The organism is Pseudomonas sp. RIT409 (assembly GCF_003052515.2).
Taxonomy (GTDB): Bacteria; Pseudomonadota; Gammaproteobacteria; order Pseudomonadales; family Pseudomonadaceae; genus Aquipseudomonas.
Genome location: NZ_QARE02000002.1, coordinates 411,899 through 431,649 on the forward strand (window position 1 = coordinate 411,899; position 19,751 = coordinate 431,649).

A 19,751-nucleotide genomic window follows, 5' to 3' on the forward strand; every position below is an offset into this window, starting at 1 on the left:
CCTGACGGTTCACTGGAGTCCTGACCGATGACTACACTCAACAGCACCCCCCGCGCCGATGGCTTCTACATGCCCGCCGAGTGGGCGCCGCAGACGCAGACCTGGATGGTCTGGCCGGAGCGTCCGGACAACTGGCGGCTTGGTGGGAAACCGGTCCAGACGGCCCATGTCGCCGTCGCCAAGGCCATTGCCCGCTTCGAGCCGGTAACCGTCGCGGTGTCCGCAGCGCAATACGACAACGCCCGGGCGCGCCTGGATGTGCCGAACATTCGTGTTGTGGAAATCAGCAACGATGACGCTTGGGTGCGTGATACCGGACCGACCTTCGTCATCAACGACCAAGGTGAAGTGCGCGGTGTGGACTGGGGTTTCAACGCCTGGGGCGGCTTTGATGGAGGCTTGTATTCGCCCTGGAATCTGGACGCGGCACTGGCCAGCAAAGTCCTCGAAATCGAACGTTGCCCACGTTACGTCACCGAAGGGTTCGTGCTCGAAGGTGGCTCGATCCACGTCGATGGCGAGGGCACGTTGATCACCACCGAAGAGTGCCTGCTCAACCGCAACCGCAACCCTCATCTGTCTCGCGAAGCGATCGAGACGGTGCTGCGCGATCATCTGTCGGTCGAGAAGATCATCTGGCTGCCGGATGGCCTGTACAACGATGAAACCGACGGCCATGTGGACAACTTCTGCTGTTACGTGCGCCCAGGTGAAGTGCTGCTGGCCTGGACCGATGATCCGAAAGACCCCAACTACCCACGGTGTCAGGCCGCGATGGCGGTGCTGGAGAATGCCCGCGACGCCAAGGGTCGACCGTTCGTCGTCCACAAAATGCCCATTCCCGGCCCGCTGTTCGCCACGGAAGAGGAGTGCGCAGGCGTTGATCAGGTGCACGGCAGCCAGGAACGCAACCCTTCGGTGCGCCTCGCCGGCTCCTATGTGAACTTCCTGATCGTGAATGGCGGCATTATTGCGCCGAGCTTCGACGACCCGCTGGATGACGCCGCTCGCCAGATCCTGCAGCGCCTGTTCCCCGAACACGAAGTGGTGATGGTGCCCGGCCGGGAACTGCTGCTGGGCGGCGGGAATATCCATTGCCTGACCCAACAGCAACCGGCGCCTCGCCACGGTTGAGTTGGTTCGCTTCTTGCTGTCATCAAAGCCTGTCGGACGACGGGCTTTTTTGTGGGTAGCGATTTCTCGTTTGCCTGCCTGAACGCCGAAGCGGGTCGCCAAAGGGTTACCGCATTCGTCCGTCTGTAACAAAAGCTGATTAGATTTCGCAGTCCTAGACGTAAGAGGTTATCCCTATGAACGCAGGTCAGGAGTCGCGTGTGACTCGAGGTTTGTCTGCGAGCAATGAAGCACGGCAGATGATGGCGGACTGGTTACGGATAACCCAGGCACAAAAATCACAATTACCGGACTACCGGGCCATGTTGACCCAGCGCTACCCCTCCGGGCTGCTCAATGAAGCCGAGCTGGAAGCATTACTGGGCATTCTAAAGAACTGACGCGATTGGCCTCTCCCAGGTCTGGGGAGGCTTTTTCGTCTGTCGGTTCGGCGTTCATCAAATTGACAGCATTGCATGCCGCGGATAGCATTCGCGCCTCCACCGCCTGTGGCCTAGCGCCATGTACGTGCATCAGTAGTCCACTGCGATGATTTCGTGCGGGCTTCCGGGACTGTCAGCAGTCTGGGGAGACGCAATGACCTGCCCGGGTTTTTGCCACAGCGCGCGATCAATCTGCACATAAGGACAACAACATGAAACAGCGCATCGGCTTGCTCGCCCTGAGCATCTTCGCCGCCAGCCACGCTATGGCGGACGGCCAGGCAGACGCCAAAGGGTTCGTCGAAGACAGCAGCCTGAAGGTCAATCTGCGTAACGTCTACATCAATCGCGATTACAAAGGCGGCCCTCAAGACCGTGCTGAATGGGGCCAGGCGTTCATGGCCAACTATTCGTCCGGCTTCACGCAGGGCACTGTCGGCGTCGGCGTCGACGCGTTCGGGTTGTACGCTGTTCGCCTGGACGGTGGTAAAGGCAAAAGCGGCGCGGGCGGTATCGACTTCTTCAAACAGGGCGACAGCGGTAACGCGGCCGACGACCTGGCGCGCTTCGGCGGTGCGGTCAAGTTCCGAGTTTCCAACACCGAGCTGAAATACGGCGACATGATGCCGGAACTGCCGGTCCTGAGTTACGACAACTCCCGCCTGCTGCCGGAAACCTACACCGGTACCATGATCACCTCCAAGGAGATCAAAGACCTGACGCTGGTCGCGGGCCGCTTCACCGCGCAGACCCGCAAGAGTGCCGAAGGCCGCGACAGCGGTGACCTGAAAAGCATCAACGTCTACGGCGCCAGCTACAAATTCACCGACGCCTTCAGTGCGGCGTTCTACGCCTCCGATGACGAAGACACCCTCAAGAAGCAGTACGTGAACCTGAACTACGTTTTCGTGCTGCCGCAGGATCAGTCGCTGACCTTCGACTTCAACGGGTACAAGACCAAGCTGGACCGCGACATCGCTGTCGACGATGCCCGCGACAACAAGATCTGGAGCCTGGCAGCCACGTGGGCAACCGGTATCCACTCCTTCACCATCGCGCACCAGCGCAGCACGGGTGAAACCGGCTACAACTACGGCGGCTACCGTAACGCGGGCGGCTTCAGCGATGGCGGCAACACCATCTACCTGAGCAACTCCTACTGGTCGGACTTCAACGGCAAGGACGAGCGTTCCTGGCAGCTGGGCTACGGCGTCAACCTGTCGAGCGTCGTGACCCCAGGCCTGAGCTACAAGGTCGCTTACGTGCGTGGCGACAACATCGATGACGGCACCAACCGTGGCGATGGCGACGAGCACGAGCTGTTCAGCCAGTTGAGCTACGTCGTTCAAAGCGGCCCGGCCAAAGATTTGTCGCTGCGCCTGCGCAACTCCTGGCTGCGCGTTTCGGACAATGCTTCCAACTACAACGTTGGCGGTAACGAAACCCGTATCTTCATCGATTACCCGATCAACGTGTTCTGATGTTGAACGGCAGTTGAGCTGAAGCTGCAGTTAGCGCCCTGATCGAGAGATCAGGGCGTTTTGTTTTGTGCGCCTATGAAAGCTGCACGCCATGAAGCGGGTGATCGAGGCTTTACCCTGAGGCCTTTGTCATCCGAGGCGTTACATCGCTAACATGGCGTCATTCCACCGCTGACTGGTCACCCCATGGCCCTCGCCGCACCGCCTGACCTCACTGACACCGCCGTTCCCGTGCAACGGGTGTCGCGCACGTATCCGCGTGGGCTCTATATCGAACCCCATGAGCATGACTGGGGCCAGGTGCTGTATGCCATGTCGGGTGTGATGTGGGTCGAAACGCCAAACGAGGCGCTGGTGGTGCCGCCCCAGCGTGCCGTCTGGCTGCCGCCCGGCGTGCCTCATGGCATCCGCGTGGTTTCCGATCTGGAAATGCGCAACATCTACCTGCGCCCGGCGCTGGCGCAGACCCTGGAGAACACGGTTCAGGTCTTCGAAGTCGCAAAGCTGCTGCGTGAGCTGATCGTCAGCCTGGTGGCCGAGCAGGGCAAGGATTCGGAATATTACGATGCGTTAGTGCGGCTCGCCTTGCTGGAACTCAAGCGCGCCAAGCGTTCGTTGTTGAAGGTGCCGATGCCGGATGAGAGCGATCGCCGGTTGATGAATGTCTGCCATGCCGTGATGGTCGAGCCTTCGATCGATGTGCCCTTCGAGCAGCACGCGGAGAATGCCGGGGCCAGCGTCAGGACGCTGTCTCGTCTGTTCCAGAGCGTGCTGGGCATGGGCTTCGCCGAGTGGCGCCGGCAAGTGCAACTGGCCACGGCGGTAGCCGAGATCATCCAGGGGGTCCCGGTCAGCACCATCGCCCGCGCCATGGGGTATTCGCCCAGCAGCTTCAGCGACATGTTCCGTCGTGAACTGGGGGTATCGCCTTCCCAGTACCCGCTCGGTGAACAATCAGATTGACGCCTTGCGTGTGAGGTCAGCCCTGTCTACCGGGCCTGCCTTGCGCTTGAGCCTGTCCGAAATTCAGAAGTACTTGGCCGGTAGCGCATCCGGCCTTTTCTTACACTCTGGTCATCGCTAAACGCCGTCGTGCCACGCATCGCCGCACGCCGCACTGCACCGGAGTTCGTCATGAGCTACATCATTTCTCTCGCAATCGGCATCGCCGTCGGCCTGCTTTACGGCGCCCTCGACTTCCGCTCGCCCGCGCCACCGCTGGTGGCGCTGGTCGGCCTGCTGGGCATGCAGGCGGGCGAAAAGCTCTGGCCCATGGGGCGCCAATGGGTCGCCACTCTGATTTCGTGATTCGAACGATTTCTGTCTCTTCTCAGGATGTAAACACCATGAAAGCACTGCAATTTTCCCGAACCGGCGACCTGGCTGCTCTAGAGGTCGTGGAACTGCCGACACCGGTCCCCGCCGAAGGCGAGGTACTGGTGCAGGTCAAGGCGGCCGGCCTCAATCCGAGCGACGTAAAGAACGTGCTCGGGCGATTCCCCTACACCACACTGCCTCGCGTGCCAGGGCGCGATTTTGCGGGTGTGGTAATTCAGGGCCCTGATGACCTGATGGGCAAGGAAGTGTGGGGCACCGGCAACAAGATCGGCTTTTCCCGCGACGGCTCGCACGCCGGTTACATCACGCTGCCTGCGAGCGGCGTGGCGCTCAAGCCCTCGTCCCTGAGTTTCGCTCAGGCCGCCAGCCTCGGCGTGCCGTACACCACCGCGTGGGATGCATTGGAGCGAAGCCGGGTAGACGGCCAGACTCGCGTGTTGGTGATCGGGGCCAATGGCGCCGTTGGCAGCGCAGCCATCGCGCTGGCTAAAGTGCGCGGCGCTCAAGTACTGGCGGCCGTGCGCCGTCCGGAACAGGTGCAGACACTCAACGCGCAAGGTTTCAAGGCCATTGCGTTAGGCAAGCCTGAAGAATTGGCTGCGCAAGTGGCGGAGGTGTTCGAAGGCGGCGCGGACGTCATCTTCGACACCACCGGCTTCTGGTTGCCCGCAGCCGTTCAGGCGCTGGCGCCGTTCGGCCGGATCGCCATCATTGCGGCACCGGTCGACGGTCACGTCCAACTGCCCGCGCTGGCGCTGTACCGAAAAGGCGGTTCGGTGGTGGGCATCAACTCGTTGCTGTACGGCGTCGAGGCCTGTGCGCGGATGCTGGAGCAATTCGGCCGGTTATTCGATGAAGGAAAGCTGCCGCTGCCCGAGGGCTTGGTGGAAACGCCTATCGAGGAAGGGTTGGCCCGGTACGCCGAAGTCAATCAAGGCGGCGCCGACAAGGTCATCCTGATCCCCTGACCGTTCTCAGCGTGCTGGCGCGGGGCCCTCGAAGCCATTGTCGCCAGCCTTGCTCACCACACCGGCAAACCCTTCATATACCCGGCCTCGATCCGCTCACTGCTGCCGTTGGCATGCAGGGTTTTGAGGGCTGCCCTCAACTTTTCCACCATCACCGGGTCGCAGTTTTTCGAACAGGCCAGGTACAAGTCGGCCGTCATCATCACCGGGCTCATGACCAGCGGCCGATCGCTCACCTGTTTCCAGATGTAGCGTGTTTCCGGCACACCGTTGAACCACGCGTCGACCCGGCCTTTGAGCAGCATCTGCGCCGGGTTTTCGCCGATCTTGAGGGGGTAGATTTGTGAGGGGAGGAAACCCTCATCGCGCAGTCGGGTTTCCTGAGCGCTGCCCAGCCCGACGGCGATCAGCTTGAACGTCCGTTTTGCGTCTTCGAAGCTGTTCACCCGTTGGGTGAGGCTGAAAAAACTGCGGTCCATGGTCAGGACCGGCGCGATCCACGTGAAGCGGTCTTCACGGCTCTGGATGCGGGTCAACGGGGCGATCAGCAGGTCGCGCCCGGCGCTGACCTCTCGCTGGGCGCGCGGCCAGGGTGGAGACAGCAGTTTCGGCGAATAACCGGCCAGCGCCATGGCCTTGAGCGCGATGTCACCGACGATACCGTGTTGGCCGTCGTGATCGGCCATCGTCAGGGGCGGCGCTTCGGCAACGTAAACATCGACCCCGGGCGTAGCAGAGGCAATCGACGACCCTCCCAGAAACACGGCGAACGCGAAACGGGGAATGCTGGACATCCATTTCATGGCAGCAGTGCTCAAGGTAATGATCAGACCCGTCTAGGCAGGCGGTCTGCCTGGCTCACGCATCAGTCTGGCAGCAGTTGAACAGTTTTGCCGGTCAAGGTGCAGCATTCAGTCGCGCAACTGCTTTCATCCCAGGTCAGGTCTTGTTGTGCTCGTTGGTGTAACGGCCGCTCAGTTCCCATCCACATTCGAGCAACATGTCGATCCAGTCCTCGTACGAGTCGTCGACATCGAGCAGATTCATGAACTGGTCCTCGATGTGGCAACGAAAGGTCTGCTCTTCGACGTTCCACTCCACGTCCCGGATTCGCCAGGCGCGCTGGTCGGGCAACTGAATGCTCAAACCATGAAAGGGCACGAACGGCAATTCGACTTCGTACAACAGCTTGGACCATTCAGAAGAGATTTCAGGGGTCTGATGGGTCCAGACGTATTTGATCAATCGGACTTTGTGCACGGTAAGTCTTCTCTCGTGTTTCAGGTGACGGGCCCTGGCCTGATTGAATGAGGCGATGGCCCGCTGGGCATCGCTATACGTTACTCGAAGGCAGCGTGATCGGGGAGGGGGAGGCCGTGTATCAATCCTTGGGTGCGGGCCGTCACTGGCGTGAGCGCGGGCAATACGGGACTCAGACACCCCTGTGGTTGGGAGTTCATTCGTCGGTTTGCGGCGCAGCGGCCAGCGGATGTGTATATTTCGGGGCCTCGCCTGGCCAATGGGACCTCGGCATGTTGCACAAGAACCTCATCCGTCGCCTCGACCTGATTACCCTCAAACTGTTCGTGGCCGTCTACGAAGAAGGCACCCTGACCCGGGCGGCGGCGCGCGAAGCGATTGCCACGTCGGCGGCGAGCAAGCGTCTGATGGAGCTGGAAGAGGTCCTGGGCATTGGCCTGTTCGTGCGCAACGCCAAGGGCATGCTGTTGACGGCCGCGGGCGAAACGCTGCTGCACCATGCCCGCCGCATGCTTTCCGACCTCGAGAAGATGGGGCTGGAGCTCGACGAGCACTTGCAAGGCATGCGCGGCTATGTACGCATGCTGGCCAACCTTTCGGGGATCATTCAGTTCCTGCCCGAGGACCTGCACGATTTCACCGCGCATCACACGCTGGTGAAAATCGACCTGGAGGAGCGCCCCAGCAACGGTGTCGTACAGGGGCTGATCGACGGCGTGGCGGATATCGGCATTTGTTCGGAAGACACCGACGTTCAAGGGCTGCACAGCGTGCCTTATCGCCAAGACGAACTGGTGGTGGTCATGCGCCCGGACCATGCGCTGGCGCGGCGTAAGCGCGTGGCATTCGAAGAAACCCTGGGCAGCGATCACATCGGCTTGCACGCGGCCAGTTCGATCAACATGCGCACCCACACGGCGGCACGTTCCCATGGCGTGCCGCTGCGGGTGCGCATTCATGTACCGGGATTCGACGCCATGTGTCGCATGGTTCAGGCCAACATGGGCATCGGCGTGTTGCCGCGCAAGGCGTTCGAATTGCTCGGGACGCCGCTGGGTTTGACAGCGGTGGCATTGAGCGACGCCTGGGCACAGCGCACGTTGATTCTGGTGGTGCGCGACACGGCGGCACTCTCGCCGGTCAGCCAGTTGCTGTTCGAGCACCTTCAGCAACACCGATGAAGCGTTCGCGTTTCGCGAACGGCCCTTGCCCACAAACGGTTGGATTTATCGAACGCCGGTCCTCTAGTCTTGGCTCAAATTCCAAGAAACACAGAGGTATGCGTTATGTCTGGCCCACTGAGCGGTGTGCGCGTCATCGAAATCGGCACACTTATCGCAGCGCCCTTCGCCGCCCGTCTGATGGGCGAATTCGGTGCTGAGGTCATCAAGATCGAATCCATGGGCCAAGGCGATCCACTTCGCAAATGGCGAAAGCTGCACGAAGGCACTTCGCTGTGGTGGTACCTCCAATCACGCAACAAAAAATCCCTTTCGCTGAACCTGAAATCCTCCGAAGGCATCGACATCGTCAAGCGCCTGGCCGAGGGCGCTGATGTGCTGATCGAAAACCTGCGCCCTGGCGCGCTGGAAAAGCTCGGCCTGGGTTGGGATGTCCTGCATGCCCTGAACCCCAAGCTCACGTTGGTGCGTATTTCCGGCTATGGCCAGTCCGGCCCCTACCGTGACCGCCCGGGCTTTGGTGCCATCGGCGAAGCCATGGGGGGCATTCGCTACACCACTGGCACACCGGGTTCGCCGCCCGCACGCGTTGGCGTCAGCCTGGGGGATTCCCTGGCCTCCATGCACGCGGTCATGGGCGCACTGATGTCTCTGCTGCGCGTGAAAACCGGACAGGGCGATGGCCAGATCGTCGATGTGTCGCTGGTCGAAAGCGTGTTCAACGTGATGGAAAGCCTGGTCCCCGAGTACGACATGCTGGGCCACGTGCGTGAACGTACCGGTGGCGCCTTGCCGGGTATTGCGCCTTCCAACACCTACCCGACCGCCGAAGGTGCGTTCGTGGTGATTGCCGGAAACAGCGACCCGATCTTCAAGCGCTTGATGCACGCCATGGGTCGCCCGGACCTGGCTGAAGCGCCCGAATTCGCTCACAACGACGGCCGTGCGGCACAGAGCGAGCTGCTCGACGACGCGATCAGCGCCTGGTCATCCAGCCTGCCCATCGATGAGGTGCTACAGGTGCTTGAGCGTGCCGAAGTCCCGGCGGGCCGCATTTACAACGTCGCCGATATCGTCGCCGACCCGCACTATCAAGCGCGTGAAATGATCCTCGACGCCCATTTGCCGGGCGGCGCGAGCGTCAAGATGCCAGGGATCGTACCCAAGCTGTCTGAGACACCTGGCGCGGTGAACTGGCAGGGCCCGGCGCTGGGCCAACACACCGACAGCGTGCTCGATGCCCTGGGGCTGACGGCTGCCGAGATCGCGCAACTCAAGACCGATGGGGTGGTGCAATGATTACCGACTTTTCAGAGCGTCTGATCGTCCAGGAGGTCTCGCCCCGCGATGGCCTGCAGATCGAGCCGACCTGGGTCGAAACCGCTGACAAAATCGACCTGATCAACCAACTTTCTCTGGCCGGCTTCAGCCGCATCGAAGCCGGTTCTTTTGTTTCGCCGAAAGCCATCCCGGCGCTGCGCGATGGGGACGAGGTGTTCCGTGGCATTCAGCGCCAGCCCGGCGTGATCTATGTGGCGTTGATCCCCAATCTCAAAGGCGCGGAGCGCGCGATGGCCGCAGGCGCCGATGAGCTGAACCTGGTCATGTCCGCCAGCCAGACTCACAACCTGGCGAACATGCGCATGCGTTGCGAGCAGTCACTCAGCGCATTTGGCGACATCGTCTCATTCACGGCAGGCAGCGAGGTCACGCTCAACGGCTCCATCGCCACGACCTTTGGTTGCCCCTTCGAAGGCAAGATCGATGAAGACCGTGTGCTGCAGTTCGTCGACGCCTACCTGGAGTTGGGGATGCAAGGCGTTTCCCTCGCCGACACCACTGGAATGGCCAACCCGCGGCAGGTGCATCGTCTGGTGCAGCGGGTGTTGACCCGTCTTCCTGCCTCCGCGCTGACCCTGCACTTCCACAACACGCGCGGCCTGGGCTTGAGCAACGTGCTGGCGGCCTATGAAGCCGGTGCGCGACGCTTCGATGCCTCCCTCGGAGGGTTGGGCGGCTGTCCATTCGCGCCAGGTGCGTCGGGGAACATCTGCACCGAGGACCTGGTGAATCTGTGTGACGAAATGGGCATCGAGACTGGCATTGACTTGCCTCATCTGCTGACCCTGTCTCGCCGTCTCCCTGCACTGCTCGGTCATGAGATGCCGGGCCAGGTTGCCAAGGCCGGGCGCAACTGCGATCTGCATCCTGCACCGGTCGGGTTGAGTTAACACAACCCCCCAGAGCAAGCGCGCTCCTACAGGAGATGAGATCTACCCGAACGAACACGCCTCGCCGCGTGCTCGTCCAGACAACAAAAACAATAGGGCGCCCCTTGGGCAGTCCAACTGGAGTTCACCGCAATGACAATCTCTGTTCTGAACCCGAACAGCAGCCTCGCCGAGGTTGTGAATGCCGAAAAGGCGCTGATCCGCAAGGTGGCATGGCGCTTGATGCCATTGATCATGGTCTGTTACCTGTTCGCCTTCTTCGACCGCATCAACATCAGCTTCGCGAAATTCCAGCTACAGACCGACCTGAGCTTGAGCGACACCGCCTACGGCCTGGGTGCGAGCCTGTTCGTCATTGGCTACGTGCTGTTCGAGGTGCCGAGCAACATCATGCTGTACAAGGTCGGCGCCCGCCGTTGGATCGCCCGCATCATGATTTCCTGGGGTGTCGCCACGGCACTGATGGTGTTCGTCAATGCCGACTGGCAGTTCTATGTGCTGCGCTTCATCATCGGCGCCATGGAGGCCGGTTTCGCGCCGGGCGTGTTGTTCTATCTGACGCTCTGGTTCCCGCAAACCTACCGCGGACGCATCACCTCGACGCTGTTCCTGGCCTCTGCTTTCGCAGGCCTGCTCGGCGCGCCGATCTCCGGCCTGGTGCTGGGGCAAATGGATGGCGTGATGCACATGCGCGGCTGGCACTGGCTGTTCCTGCTGGGCGGTGTCCCCTGCGTGTTGCTCGGTCTGGCGGTACTGAAGGTCCTCAAGGACCGTGTCGAGGACGCCCCGTGGCTGACCGACTCGGAAAAAACCTACCTCTCCAGCCGTATTGCCCAGCACGAACCCAACAAGCACGGCTCGCTGCTGACGGCCTTGAAAATGCCCGGCTTCCTGATGCTCGGCCTGATCTATTTCCTGATTCAGGTGGCGTCCTACGGCCTTAACTTCTGGGCACCGCAGCTGATTCGTAGCGCAGGCGTCGACAGCCCGGTCGTGATCGGCCTGCTGACTTCGATTCCCTATATTTGCGGGGCCATCAGCATGGTCGTCGTCGGTCGCCTGTCCGATGCCAGTGGCGAGCGACGCAAATTCGTCTGTGGCCTCGTCGTGCTCGGCGCCATCGGCTTCTTCAGTGCCGGCATCTTCGCTCAGCACACCAGCCTGCTGATCCTCTCGCTGGCCATGCTGGGCGGCGGTATCGTAGCGTCCATCCCGGCCTTCTGGACCCTTCCGCCCAAACTCTTGGCAGGGGCTGGCGCGGGCGCGGCGGGCGGCATCGCATTGATCAACACGCTGGGGCAGTTCGGCGGCATCGTCAGCCCCATCATGGTCGGCAGCATCAAAGACATGACCGGCAGCACCACGCCTGCGCTGTACGTGATTGGTGTCACCAGTGTGATCGCGGCTGGGTTGTTGCTGTGGGCGCTGCCAGAGAAATTGCGCACGCTGGATAAGAGCGAGCATTGAGTTTTCCTGCAAACACCAACTCCCCGATGAAGCCACGCATTCATCAAGGAGGCGGTGTTTGCAGGATTTGTAGACGTTGATCGGCGTGCGCGTTGAACGCTGCTCGGGCAAAAACAGGCGACGCTTCGCATTCCGGCGGTGACGTCATGGCGATCGCCACCCACGCCGAAATCGCTTCACACGTTGCCATCAGTTGTCCTGGGCACAGTTCTGCGCGATGGTCCGGTAGCCGACCGCCTGCTTCTGACCCATCGAGTCCAGATAAGTCAGTTGAGCATTGACCACGCCGCACGAAGCACTGCCTTCGTTCACCGACAACACCTTGGCAATGTCCAGATGATCGCCGTACATGTACTGATGGGGTTTCACGGCGTCGGCTGCATTGGCGCCGACAGCGGCCAGACTGAAAACAGCGAACAGGGAAGCGAGAGTCAGGTTTTTCCAGTTCATGGGGTGTCTCCTTGCGTTGAATGAGTGTGTTCGAGAGGCTCTGTGCCGTCTCGTTGGGTTCATTTAACGCCCCGCACGTATACCGGATGTGTCGTTGAACGGGGATGAACGCAACCGCGCGTATCAATGTGGCGCTCAGATACACAGCGATACAAACCTGCTCGTCATCCCCCCAAAAAAATACGGCGCACGGATGGCGAAGCATCCGTGCGCCGTATTTCCTCAATCAGTGCAGCAATTCAGCAGGAACCTCCCCGCCGTTTTGCGAGATTTTGGCCAGCACGGCTTTGTGCAGCCAGATATTCATTGCGGCGGAGTCTTCCGTGGAACCGGTATACCCGAGCTCTTGGGCCAACTCTTTTCGATTGGCCAGGCTGCTGTCGATGTTCAGCAACTTCAGAAGATCGACGATGGAGGTCCGCCAGTTCAAGCCCGGATGCTGCGCGGAAAGCGCCTCGAGCTTGGCGGTGACATCCACCGGCGCTCCGGTGGCTGGGGTCACGGTGCCCGGAGCAGGAGGCACCGTTCCAGAGGGCGGCGCGACGGTCGGATCAGATGGGGTCGGTGTGCTGGCTTCGGCATGTTTGATTCCCAAGGCATCCAGAATCTTATTGAAAAAGCTCATGACAATTCCTTTCGTGAGTGATCGTTCAGTCCGGGTGATGACCACAGGCAAACCGCCAGTGATTACAAGCGCGTCATCCCCTGTTCGCGACGACTGACGTGGTTGAACCGACACCGAGTACCGAAGCCTGCAAACGCTGGAAATGCCTCGGCACCACGCGGTACAGCGCATGGGCGATGCAATGAGAGGACGGTCAAAACGGCTTCCATCGCTGGAAATGGGATCGTCACTGCCAGGTGCGTCAGCAGTTCAATAATCGGGGCAGCGCAGTCAACGTCGAGCACGGCCGCTATTCACTTGAGTCATCGGCGCAGGCATCAGTTCCGGTTAACGGAGCGACGTGGGCGCTATCAGATGAGTGGTGCCGTCCCATCCGTGAAGAACAGGACAGCGGTCGCTTCGGCGCGAAACCTCTAACGCCCACATCCAAATGTCATTTGACGACCTTCAAGTCGATCGCCAGATCCCGCGCCGCCTTGGTGGCCAAGACACTCATGAACTGATTCAACTCATCCTGACGCCCCGTTGCGCCCCCTTGCCCGGCACCCATGGTGACACTCGGCACGGGCGCCTGAGCCGCAGCGTGTGCCCAGGCTTTATTGATCTCTACGAGGGCATCGAGCTTGGACTGCAAAGCCCCGTCGGCCTTGATGGTTGCCTCGCGGGCATGGGCTTCGGCATCCGCGGTGATGGTGGTCGCCTGTGCCATCGTCGTTGCCTTATCCCGTAGCAACTCGGCAGTCTGCTTCTCGATCTCCGCCCGACTGCGCTCGCGTTCGGCATTGATGACCGCCAATTGCTTCTCGGTTTCAGCCTGCGTAGTGCGCTCGATCTGATCGCGCAAGGTCTCCTGCCGTTTGGCTTCGACCTCCTTCTCTCCGCGTGCGGTCACCAGACGCTTTTCTTCCTCCTCCTTCAAACGGTTCTGCCGCGCAACGGCAAGCTCTGCAAGCGCCTGCTGCACTTTGACCATACGCTGCTTGTACTGAGGGTTCGGGTCGGTATTGGTAATCCGTGCTTCGACCACTTCCACCCCAAACTTGCGGAATTGCTGTTGCTTGCGAATCGGGATGTTCTTGCTGTCCACCACCTTCTCGGTGACGTACTGGCTGGCGGTGTTGCTGCCGTAGTTGCCTTGATCGGTACCGGCCTGAAGAATCGCCGTCTGCTTGGGCAGATCACCCCTCGGCCCGCGAACCTCTCGACGCTTGATCAGATAAAGGCCTTCATTGAGCTGGTTCTCGAACTCCGCGGCGAACTCACTCCGTGCACCGGCGTAGTAGTCATCGGCCGTCATTAGCGAGGCCGTGGCTTGCAGCGTTTCCTTGATGGCAGGCAGCAAGGCCGTGCGAATGAAGTTGTCAGGGTTGCGATATTCCTGCGCGATGGTCAGGAACGCAGCGCCGCTGGGCAGCCGAAACCGTGCAGACGACTCGACCTTCGCATCCACGTTGCCCAAAAACACGATCGGAAATGCCTCGATCGTTGCCCCCAACGCGTCGTTCTCCGGGTTCCTGTCATCCTTGTCGATAACCAGCACCGACTGCACGCTGACCGCCTTCTTCCACGGCGTGGCGCGCCCGAACCATTTGGTGGAATAACCCACGTCGTCGACGATCTTCTCGTCACCGAAGATCGTTCGCACATGGGTCATGTAACCCGCTTCGTTGTAAAAAAAGACGCTGGTGAACAACAACGGAATGGCGATCAATGCCGCCAAAGGCGGCAGCAGGTATTTCAGCAGATTCTTATCGAGCTTCAGCATCGTCAGGCCCCTTGCGAACGAGGGGCGCATCTTTTCAGCGTTGGCTCAGCGAGTCTGTCGGAAGAATCTGAACGACGCGTGGGGCATGCCTCTTTGCTACAAGAGGCGCGCTACAACGGGTCAAACGTTCCTGTGCACAGATGGCAACGACGACCACGACTCACTGGCGTTGCGACTTAACGGGTCAGTCGGCCTGACCGCCAACCCCGCCAGCGACGCCTCAACCAGCGCCTTGGCCGCCTCGATCTGATGCACGACAGACCGAGCCAACGGGCGAAACTCCGCAGTGCAATTGTCGGCCGACTCATAGGCGGTCGCGGCAGCACAACTGAGAAATTCCGAGACCAGCACCAACGCGTCATCGACCCGGATGCCGGATTGGACGTTGAAGAGGCTGTGGCTACCGAGATTGACGCCGAACGGGGTTGATTGAGTGACCGGCGTTTCGGGTGGGTGGGGGGTGGATTGGATCATGGCTACATTCCTTGGTGAGTGAAGCCGACACCCTCCGCTGTCAAACAGAATGGGTGGCAGCTGTACGCGGGTTGACAGACCAGTCACCAAAGAACCTGGCGCACATGAAAGTGCCCCACATACAGCCGCCATAGCGGTCCACGCGATCCGACGGCTCGCAGGACGTATAACGAATGTTGCTTCTCGGTGGATTCGGTCTGTCAAAACCGGCCGCTGAACCAGCGACGCGAGGAGGGTATGCCGTGATCCCAAGAACCGCAACGCGCGGGGAGGATAGCGGCAAAAATCAGAAGCGTCTTACAGGATCTGGTTTGTTTTGTGGGGGGATGTGTCGGTTGTGTGTAAACGCCCCGTGAGCCCCACATTCAAAGCGCGAAGCTGATCGCCAATGCTGTGCTCTCAATTTCTCTCTGGAGCTAGCCGCCATGATGCGCCCCGACGCCAAAGTCGAAAAAGTCTATCCACCCCCCAAACCTGTCGACTTCCGACGGCGAAGAGACCAGCGAGCAACTGGACATTGTGCCGATGCAGATCTGTGTCATCAAACAAAGCCGTAAGGTCTACGGTTGCCGTGGCTGTGAGGCAGCCTCGTGTCCAGCTGTTGAAAGAGCCGGATCGAGACCGACCAGTCAATCCTGGATGTGGGTGCAAGCCAGCGGCCCCCTAGATCGAAAGTCGTGCTGTTTGACTCCACTTCCAGCGTGCGCAGGACGTGCCGTTGCGATTGCTGGAAAGTAATCGTGGCTATGTCATGACCGATGATTATGTCGGCTATGACGCGTTTGCGCTGCGGCTAAGCATCGAGCGACTTGCATGCCTGGCCCATGCGCGACCCAAGTTACTGGACGCGCAAAAGGTGCAGCCCAAGGGTAAAGCCGGGCGGGCCGATATCGCTCTGGCAATAATCAACAAGCTTTATGGCATCGAACGCGAGTTCGAGGACGTCAGCGATGAATAGCAGTTTATCGGTCGGTAGGAGAAAAGCCTGTTGGCCCTGACGCAACTGAAAAGCTGGCTGGATAAAACCCAGTCGCAGGTAACGGCACAAAGTCCGCTGGGCAAAGCGGTGTATTATCTGGCGAACAACCGGAGTCGGCTGGAGCGCTATGTCGAAGCGGGTTACTTGCCCATCGACAACAATGCGGCCTAAAGAGCGATTAAGCCGTCTGTCATAGGGCACAAGGCCTGGCTGTTCAGCGATACTGTCAACGGCGCCAGAGCTAGCATGAAGACCTATAGTCTGGTCGAGACCGAGAAGGTCACCGGTCAGGAGCCTCACACGTGGCGGCGCCACGTACTTGAGCGTCTGCCGCAAGCGTCGTCGGTAGCAGACTACGAAGCGCTGCTACTATGGAACTGCTCGCCAGAGATGCCACGGTAAACGGTTAACTCGCTGTTGGGCAGGTGGGGTTTATGGATCGCGTACACGGATCTGGCTGAGATTGGGTCCGAATGTCCGGGGATTCGACAGAGAGTGGCGGCAGATTTGGTGCGGCACGACAGCGACAGATATTTTTTTGCGGGGGCGTCGAAGCAAGCGATACACGACTATGCAGGTAGTGGCTTCCAAACTGTTTGGACTCGGCGCCTTAGCCTTGGGCGAATCACTCTCATTGAAGTGAGCTGAATCAACGTTTTACCGAATGCCCGTCGACTCATTCAAATAGCAAAAGGACTGAGGCGCACATCCACTCGGTATGATGTCAATGAGATCTAGGGGCATGTCATATCGACGCACTTCACGGACTGCAATGGCATGTGCGGTTGAGCGGCCATCGAAGTAGTTGCTAAAGAATTTTTTGCTAATGCCCGAGTGCTTCTTGGTTTCCTGCCAGATTTTTTCTGGCTTATCAGATAAGACTACATCGAAATCGAATTCTCCTATCACCTTGCCGATTGGCAAGGTGGCATAGATGACAACTGTCTTTACACTAGGATTTTTAAAAATAGCTTTGCGAAACTCAAATCTTTTGGTCCCTGCCAAAATTTTTTCGGCATACTCTGGTTTAATTGACAATAAGACCTTCATTCACTTCTCCTTTGGCTGCAATGGATTGCAGCTGTTTATCGGATATCTTAAAAAATCCCCAGTAAGGAGATGATAGGCCCAACTCTTCAATGAGGGTAGCGCGGTTAACACGCCTTTTGAAGGCGATATTATACGTAAACTTGAAAACATGGAAGTATTTTTTTGATTTCCAGAACATTTCAAGCTCGGCGTGATTGAATACGCTATGGGCACGACAATATCTAAAGAATTCTTCTTTGGTAGAAAATTCATGAATATTTTTATAGTCTTCAATAACCCCAATAGATGTGGCGACTGATCGGTAATGTGCGGGACCTTGATCATCCGATGTACGGTAAATCACTATCACGTCACCTGGTTTCAGAACTTCCACTCCTTTCATCGCGCAAAGATAGACTTTATGAATGCTATTCGCGCTTGAAACATCTTCGACTATGTCACTTCGTTCATTTCTCAGCATCGAGTCAGGTAGTAATCTTGTGTGCCACATTGGCCAAAGCGAGAGCACATAGCAGTTTGCGTTTCGCAGGTTTACCTTTGGATAGCTCAAATAAAAATTATCAAAAGGCAGCTCTAGAGATTTTAACATCACTTGCTCGGTTCCGTTCTTTGTGTGCTTGTGTCCGATAGAATTAAACCCATATCGATTTAAAAGTCGGATAAGCCCTTGGTGCTCCTCGAAAACGGTCACATAGATTTCAGCGGCTGAAGAATGTACGGCGTGGTCAAGAATTTTCTTCACGAACCTCTCGCCCATCTTCGTGCCGTGTGCATTGATTTTCATTGTGCCCACTTTGATTCTGGTTTTGGGAGGCAGAGGTGGAGTTACATCATCGATTATGCCGTCTTCTGTTTTCAGGTAAAGAAAACCCTGAATTCCTTCTTCGTTTTCGAACACATATGCTGACTGCTCTGACTTGCTAACAAACCAATCGGTAAACTCTGAGTAGGCTGCTTTCAAAGAGTCGAAAAAGCTATCAGACAAATTAATGGTTTTAAATTTTTTCTGCTCAAGTTCCATCTCAATACTCCCTAAATAAAGGTGCAGCAATGTGGTTGAATTCTTCGAGGGTTGGTGCGGTGAGTTGAATAAGTGGAATACCAAGGATCCCACAAATGATATTGGCCTGTTGACGCTCTGCGAGCATGGAGGCATTTATGTCTCCCGGATGCAAAGTTCCGTCGCGCGCGGCCAATCTCGCGGCGATAGTTTCGTGGGAGTTTTCTACAAGTATCACCGCAGTTATTGAAAGGGATTCGAATATGTCGGTTGCCAATCTTACGAGATTGCCTTGCGAGTCTTTTAGTACAAAATGTCCGTCAAGTAGTAGGTATGGGGAGTCGCTCAAGCATCTACGGACAGCGGCAATTAGCGCGCTCTGGTTTTCATCAATCCCGCGGGTAAATTTGTTGACACCCCAGTCCGCATGTTCTCGCTCTGCGCGTATTAGCGAACTTGCACTGCGGTGCTTCACCCCTGTGCTTTTGGAAAATGATTCGCATAGATATGTTTTTCCAACGCCATGAATTCCAGCTACGAACACCGTCATAAAGCCTCCCTGCTCACTGATTTGATCCGATTAATACCACAGCCGGAATTCAATTGGCTAGAGCTTTGACAGCGGGCTGGTGAGGAGTGCGGGGATACAGCTACAGAATAGTTGATCTGTTACCTAATGCCCTAGGATGAGTCGTCGCGCTCTAACTCGTCCGATATGCCGCAAATCAGATTGTGAAAGTCGTGCGCCTAACTCTGAAAGAAGGGGGGGCTTGCGGGGTTGGCTGAGAATGGGACCGAATCTCAGGGATAGAAAGGCAGTTGTCACTATTATGGTAACAACTGGCTCGGCTCTGAGGGTGTTGAAGCAGCGCAGAGGCATAACCATTATCTTTATGCCTCGGTTTGTCGAATCACCTACAGACGAGGTGCCGGTGGTGGCATTGGTACGCTCAGCGCGTCGTTCACTTGGCGCAGCCGATTGTGTAGGCCTTGGCATTCAAAGGCGCCGGTGGCTGCATCAAGCAGCTTTTCAATGCTGTGCGCTTGTTCCTGCTGGATGAGCAATTGTTTGAAGTTGATGCCCTCCCGTGCTTTGCGCTTGACGCCCTACGGGGGTCGAACCCTTGCGGCGCGCATCTTCCAGATGCGCGATGTACTGGCTCCGGTCCTTCGTCCGGTGGCGCCACAGAAACTCGTCGCACTCTTCTTGATACTGGATGATCTTATCGCGCAGCTCACGCACGACTTTGTTCGCATTGCTGAATAAAGCCAGCCCGCAAGCTTGCGAAGCGGGAGGCAGGTCATGCTGCATTGCTTTCCATCTGAACCAGTTATGTCGATTTCCGACACAGCTAAACCGAAGCGTTCAACTATTTTGATCCGCTGGGCAGACTAGCCAAAGCCCATATCTCAACGATCGGTCGCATTGCCACCTAGGGCTCGTTGTCCCGGTAAACCCGCACAACGGTTTCGCCACCAAGCCGCACGAGCGTCAACTGCGCATTTATTGAACATTCCTTACTGATCCAGAGCTTGATTTGCTGAATTGGGCGAATCAAACCAGTCTGACTACGCGGCAAAACTGCCGCTGGACAGGTTGAAAGTTTTTCGCCTGTCAGCATGAAAAGACCCAATTAATCCTACCTTTCCCAGCATCTCCATCAACGACTGAGTGGGCTGTGCCCCATATAAACCGGGAGCTCCAACCTCCTAGCGAGTGCATTTCTGCGCTGCCTGAGTGGCATTGCAAGTAAGCCGGGAGCGGGGCGGCGGCAATGCGCCAAAGCGGTGCGAAGTATGGGTGGGGGGACGTGCCACTGCTTCACTTGGCGCGCGCCGTCCCCCCCTGCCACGTCTGGGGGTGTATAGACCGGAGACATGGTGGACACATGTGCGGAGACATGGTGGACACATTATCGCTCCTTC

General features: G+C 58.3%; 20 protein-coding genes and 1 pseudogene. 11 read left to right on the top strand and 10 right to left on the bottom strand.

Annotated elements, in window-relative coordinates:
- Positions 1-27: 27 nt before the first annotated feature.
- The 6 genes from aguA to DBP26_RS04475 all read left to right on the top strand — a co-directional run bounded on the left by aguA (position 28) and on the right by DBP26_RS04475 (position 5,343).
- Positions 28-1,134 (top strand): agmatine deiminase, encoded by a 1,107-nt coding sequence (gene aguA / locus DBP26_RS04450; RefSeq protein ID WP_108236068.1) that lies wholly within the window; start codon positions 28-30, stop codon positions 1,132-1,134.
- Positions 1,135-1,334: 200 nt separating this feature from the next.
- Positions 1,335-1,514: a hypothetical protein gene (locus DBP26_RS04455; RefSeq protein WP_256601057.1), complete on the top strand. Its 180-nt coding sequence runs from the start codon at positions 1,335-1,337 to the stop codon at positions 1,512-1,514.
- 254 nt (positions 1,515-1,768) lie between these two features.
- Positions 1,769-3,037, top strand: a complete 1,269-nt coding sequence (locus DBP26_RS04460) for an OprD family porin (protein ID WP_108236066.1) — start codon at positions 1,769-1,771, stop codon at positions 3,035-3,037.
- Between the two features lie 186 nt (positions 3,038-3,223).
- Positions 3,224-4,000, top strand: a complete 777-nt coding sequence (locus tag DBP26_RS04465) for a helix-turn-helix transcriptional regulator (protein WP_108236065.1) — start codon at positions 3,224-3,226, stop codon at positions 3,998-4,000.
- Positions 4,001-4,171: 171 nt separating this feature from the next.
- A complete protein-coding gene (locus tag DBP26_RS04470; protein WP_108236064.1) occupies positions 4,172-4,345 on the top strand; it encodes a DUF1427 family protein in 174 nt (57 codons plus the stop codon).
- Between the two features lie 38 nt (positions 4,346-4,383).
- Positions 4,384-5,343: a zinc-binding alcohol dehydrogenase family protein gene (locus tag DBP26_RS04475; protein ID WP_108236063.1), complete on the top strand. Its 960-nt coding sequence runs from the start codon at positions 4,384-4,386 to the stop codon at positions 5,341-5,343.
- Positions 5,344-5,396: 53 nt separating this feature from the next.
- Here DBP26_RS04475 and DBP26_RS04480 read toward each other — a convergent pair whose 3' ends face one another.
- Positions 5,397-6,146, bottom strand: coding sequence for a transporter substrate-binding domain-containing protein (locus DBP26_RS04480; RefSeq protein WP_108236062.1), 750 nt, complete (start codon positions 6,144-6,146; stop codon positions 5,397-5,399).
- 136 nt (positions 6,147-6,282) lie between these two features.
- Positions 6,283-6,603, bottom strand: coding sequence for a hypothetical protein (locus DBP26_RS04485; RefSeq protein WP_108236061.1), 321 nt, complete (start codon positions 6,601-6,603; stop codon positions 6,283-6,285).
- 272 nt (positions 6,604-6,875) lie between these two features.
- Here DBP26_RS04485 and DBP26_RS04490 point away from each other — a divergent pair, with 272 nt between their 5' ends.
- From DBP26_RS04490 to DBP26_RS04505, 4 genes are all read left to right on the top strand, one after another.
- Positions 6,876-7,784, top strand: a complete 909-nt coding sequence (locus tag DBP26_RS04490) for a LysR family transcriptional regulator (protein WP_108236060.1) — start codon at positions 6,876-6,878, stop codon at positions 7,782-7,784.
- 105 nt (positions 7,785-7,889) lie between these two features.
- The gene (locus tag DBP26_RS04495) at positions 7,890-9,083 is read left to right on the top strand and encodes a CaiB/BaiF CoA-transferase family protein (protein WP_108236059.1); all 1,194 of its coding nucleotides are present in this window, start codon (positions 7,890-7,892) and stop codon (positions 9,081-9,083) included.
- On the top strand, positions 9,080-10,015 hold the full coding sequence (locus DBP26_RS04500; RefSeq protein WP_108236058.1) for a hydroxymethylglutaryl-CoA lyase: 936 nt from the start codon (positions 9,080-9,082) through the stop codon (positions 10,013-10,015). The genes DBP26_RS04495 and DBP26_RS04500 overlap by 4 nt, the downstream gene beginning before the upstream one ends.
- 132 nt (positions 10,016-10,147) lie before the next feature.
- Complete coding sequence (locus tag DBP26_RS04505; RefSeq protein ID WP_108236057.1) at positions 10,148-11,482, top strand: MFS transporter; 1,335 nt, start codon at positions 10,148-10,150, stop codon at positions 11,480-11,482.
- Positions 11,483-11,671: 189 nt separating this feature from the next.
- Here the strand turns inward: DBP26_RS04505 and DBP26_RS04510 are convergent, their stop codons facing one another.
- The 4 genes from DBP26_RS04510 to DBP26_RS04525 all read right to left on the bottom strand — a co-directional run bounded on the left by DBP26_RS04510 (position 11,672) and on the right by DBP26_RS04525 (position 14,796).
- The gene (locus DBP26_RS04510) at positions 11,672-11,932 is read right to left on the bottom strand and encodes a DUF2790 domain-containing protein (protein WP_108236056.1); all 261 of its coding nucleotides are present in this window, start codon (positions 11,930-11,932) and stop codon (positions 11,672-11,674) included.
- Positions 11,933-12,158: 226 nt separating this feature from the next.
- On the bottom strand, positions 12,159-12,557 hold the full coding sequence (locus DBP26_RS04515) for a DUF3597 domain-containing protein (RefSeq protein WP_108236055.1): 399 nt from the start codon (positions 12,555-12,557) through the stop codon (positions 12,159-12,161).
- Between the two features lie 433 nt (positions 12,558-12,990).
- Positions 12,991-14,322: an SPFH domain-containing protein gene (locus tag DBP26_RS04520; RefSeq protein ID WP_108236054.1), complete on the bottom strand. Its 1,332-nt coding sequence runs from the start codon at positions 14,320-14,322 to the stop codon at positions 12,991-12,993.
- 120 nt (positions 14,323-14,442) lie between these two features.
- Positions 14,443-14,796 (bottom strand): hypothetical protein, encoded by a 354-nt coding sequence (locus DBP26_RS04525; protein ID WP_108236053.1) that lies wholly within the window; start codon positions 14,794-14,796, stop codon positions 14,443-14,445.
- Between the two features lie 492 nt (positions 14,797-15,288).
- Here DBP26_RS04525 and DBP26_RS04530 point away from each other — a divergent pair.
- A pseudogene (locus DBP26_RS04530) lies at positions 15,289-16,177 on the top strand (IS66 family transposase); the annotation flags it as partial.
- A 255-nt stretch (positions 16,178-16,432) separates the two neighbouring features.
- On the opposite strand, the gene DBP26_RS04535 reads toward DBP26_RS04530, so the two are convergent.
- The 4 genes from DBP26_RS04535 to DBP26_RS04550 form a co-directional block, all read right to left on the bottom strand.
- Positions 16,433-16,825 carry an ASCH domain-containing protein gene (locus DBP26_RS04535; RefSeq protein ID WP_108236052.1) on the bottom strand — a complete coding sequence of 131 codons (393 nt, stop codon included), beginning with the start codon at positions 16,823-16,825 and terminating at the stop codon, positions 16,433-16,435.
- The gene (locus DBP26_RS04540; RefSeq protein WP_108236051.1) at positions 16,803-17,846 is read right to left on the bottom strand and encodes an N-acetyltransferase; all 1,044 of its coding nucleotides are present in this window, start codon (positions 17,844-17,846) and stop codon (positions 16,803-16,805) included. Before DBP26_RS04540 ends, DBP26_RS04535 begins: the two co-directional genes overlap by 23 nt.
- Before the next feature lies 1 nt (position 17,847).
- On the bottom strand, positions 17,848-18,375 hold the full coding sequence (locus tag DBP26_RS04545; RefSeq protein WP_108236050.1) for an ATP-binding protein: 528 nt from the start codon (positions 18,373-18,375) through the stop codon (positions 17,848-17,850).
- Between the two features lie 480 nt (positions 18,376-18,855).
- Positions 18,856-19,137: a phage antirepressor N-terminal domain-containing protein gene (locus DBP26_RS04550; protein ID WP_108576119.1), complete on the bottom strand. Its 282-nt coding sequence runs from the start codon at positions 19,135-19,137 to the stop codon at positions 18,856-18,858.
- Between the last annotated feature and the right edge of the window lie 614 nt (positions 19,138-19,751).

Bases quoted from the DNA above. Each gene is read 5' to 3' on its own strand.
- DBP26_RS04540 (WP_108236051.1), bottom strand. From the start codon at position 17,846: ATGGAACTTGAGCAGAAAAAATTTAAAACCATTAATTTGTCTGATAGC.
- DBP26_RS04495 (WP_108236059.1), top strand. From the start codon at position 7,890: ATGTCTGGCCCACTGAGCGGTGTGCGCGTCATCGAAATCGGCACACTT.
- DBP26_RS04470 (WP_108236064.1), top strand. From the start codon at position 4,172: ATGAGCTACATCATTTCTCTCGCAATCGGCATCGCCGTCGGCCTGCTT.
- DBP26_RS04505 (WP_108236057.1), top strand. From the start codon at position 10,148: ATGACAATCTCTGTTCTGAACCCGAACAGCAGCCTCGCCGAGGTTGTG.
- DBP26_RS04550 (WP_108576119.1), bottom strand. From the start codon at position 19,137: ATGCAGCATGACCTGCCTCCCGCTTCGCAAGCTTGCGGGCTGGCTTTA.
- DBP26_RS04475 (WP_108236063.1), top strand. From the start codon at position 4,384: ATGAAAGCACTGCAATTTTCCCGAACCGGCGACCTGGCTGCTCTAGAG.
- aguA (WP_108236068.1), top strand. From the start codon at position 28: ATGACTACACTCAACAGCACCCCCCGCGCCGATGGCTTCTACATGCCC.
- DBP26_RS04465 (WP_108236065.1), top strand. From the start codon at position 3,224: ATGGCCCTCGCCGCACCGCCTGACCTCACTGACACCGCCGTTCCCGTG.
- DBP26_RS04515 (WP_108236055.1), bottom strand. From the start codon at position 12,557: ATGAGCTTTTTCAATAAGATTCTGGATGCCTTGGGAATCAAACATGCC.
- DBP26_RS04525 (WP_108236053.1), bottom strand. From the start codon at position 14,796: ATGATCCAATCCACCCCCCACCCACCCGAAACGCCGGTCACTCAATCA.
- DBP26_RS04545 (WP_108236050.1), bottom strand. From the start codon at position 18,375: ATGACGGTGTTCGTAGCTGGAATTCATGGCGTTGGAAAAACATATCTA.
- DBP26_RS04520 (WP_108236054.1), bottom strand. From the start codon at position 14,322: ATGCTGAAGCTCGATAAGAATCTGCTGAAATACCTGCTGCCGCCTTTG.
- DBP26_RS04500 (WP_108236058.1), top strand. From the start codon at position 9,080: ATGATTACCGACTTTTCAGAGCGTCTGATCGTCCAGGAGGTCTCGCCC.
- DBP26_RS04480 (WP_108236062.1), bottom strand. From the start codon at position 6,146: ATGAAATGGATGTCCAGCATTCCCCGTTTCGCGTTCGCCGTGTTTCTG.
- DBP26_RS04510 (WP_108236056.1), bottom strand. From the start codon at position 11,932: ATGAACTGGAAAAACCTGACTCTCGCTTCCCTGTTCGCTGTTTTCAGT.
- DBP26_RS04535 (WP_108236052.1), bottom strand. From the start codon at position 16,825: ATGAAGGTCTTATTGTCAATTAAACCAGAGTATGCCGAAAAAATTTTG.
- DBP26_RS04460 (WP_108236066.1), top strand. From the start codon at position 1,769: ATGAAACAGCGCATCGGCTTGCTCGCCCTGAGCATCTTCGCCGCCAGC.
- DBP26_RS04490 (WP_108236060.1), top strand. From the start codon at position 6,876: ATGTTGCACAAGAACCTCATCCGTCGCCTCGACCTGATTACCCTCAAA.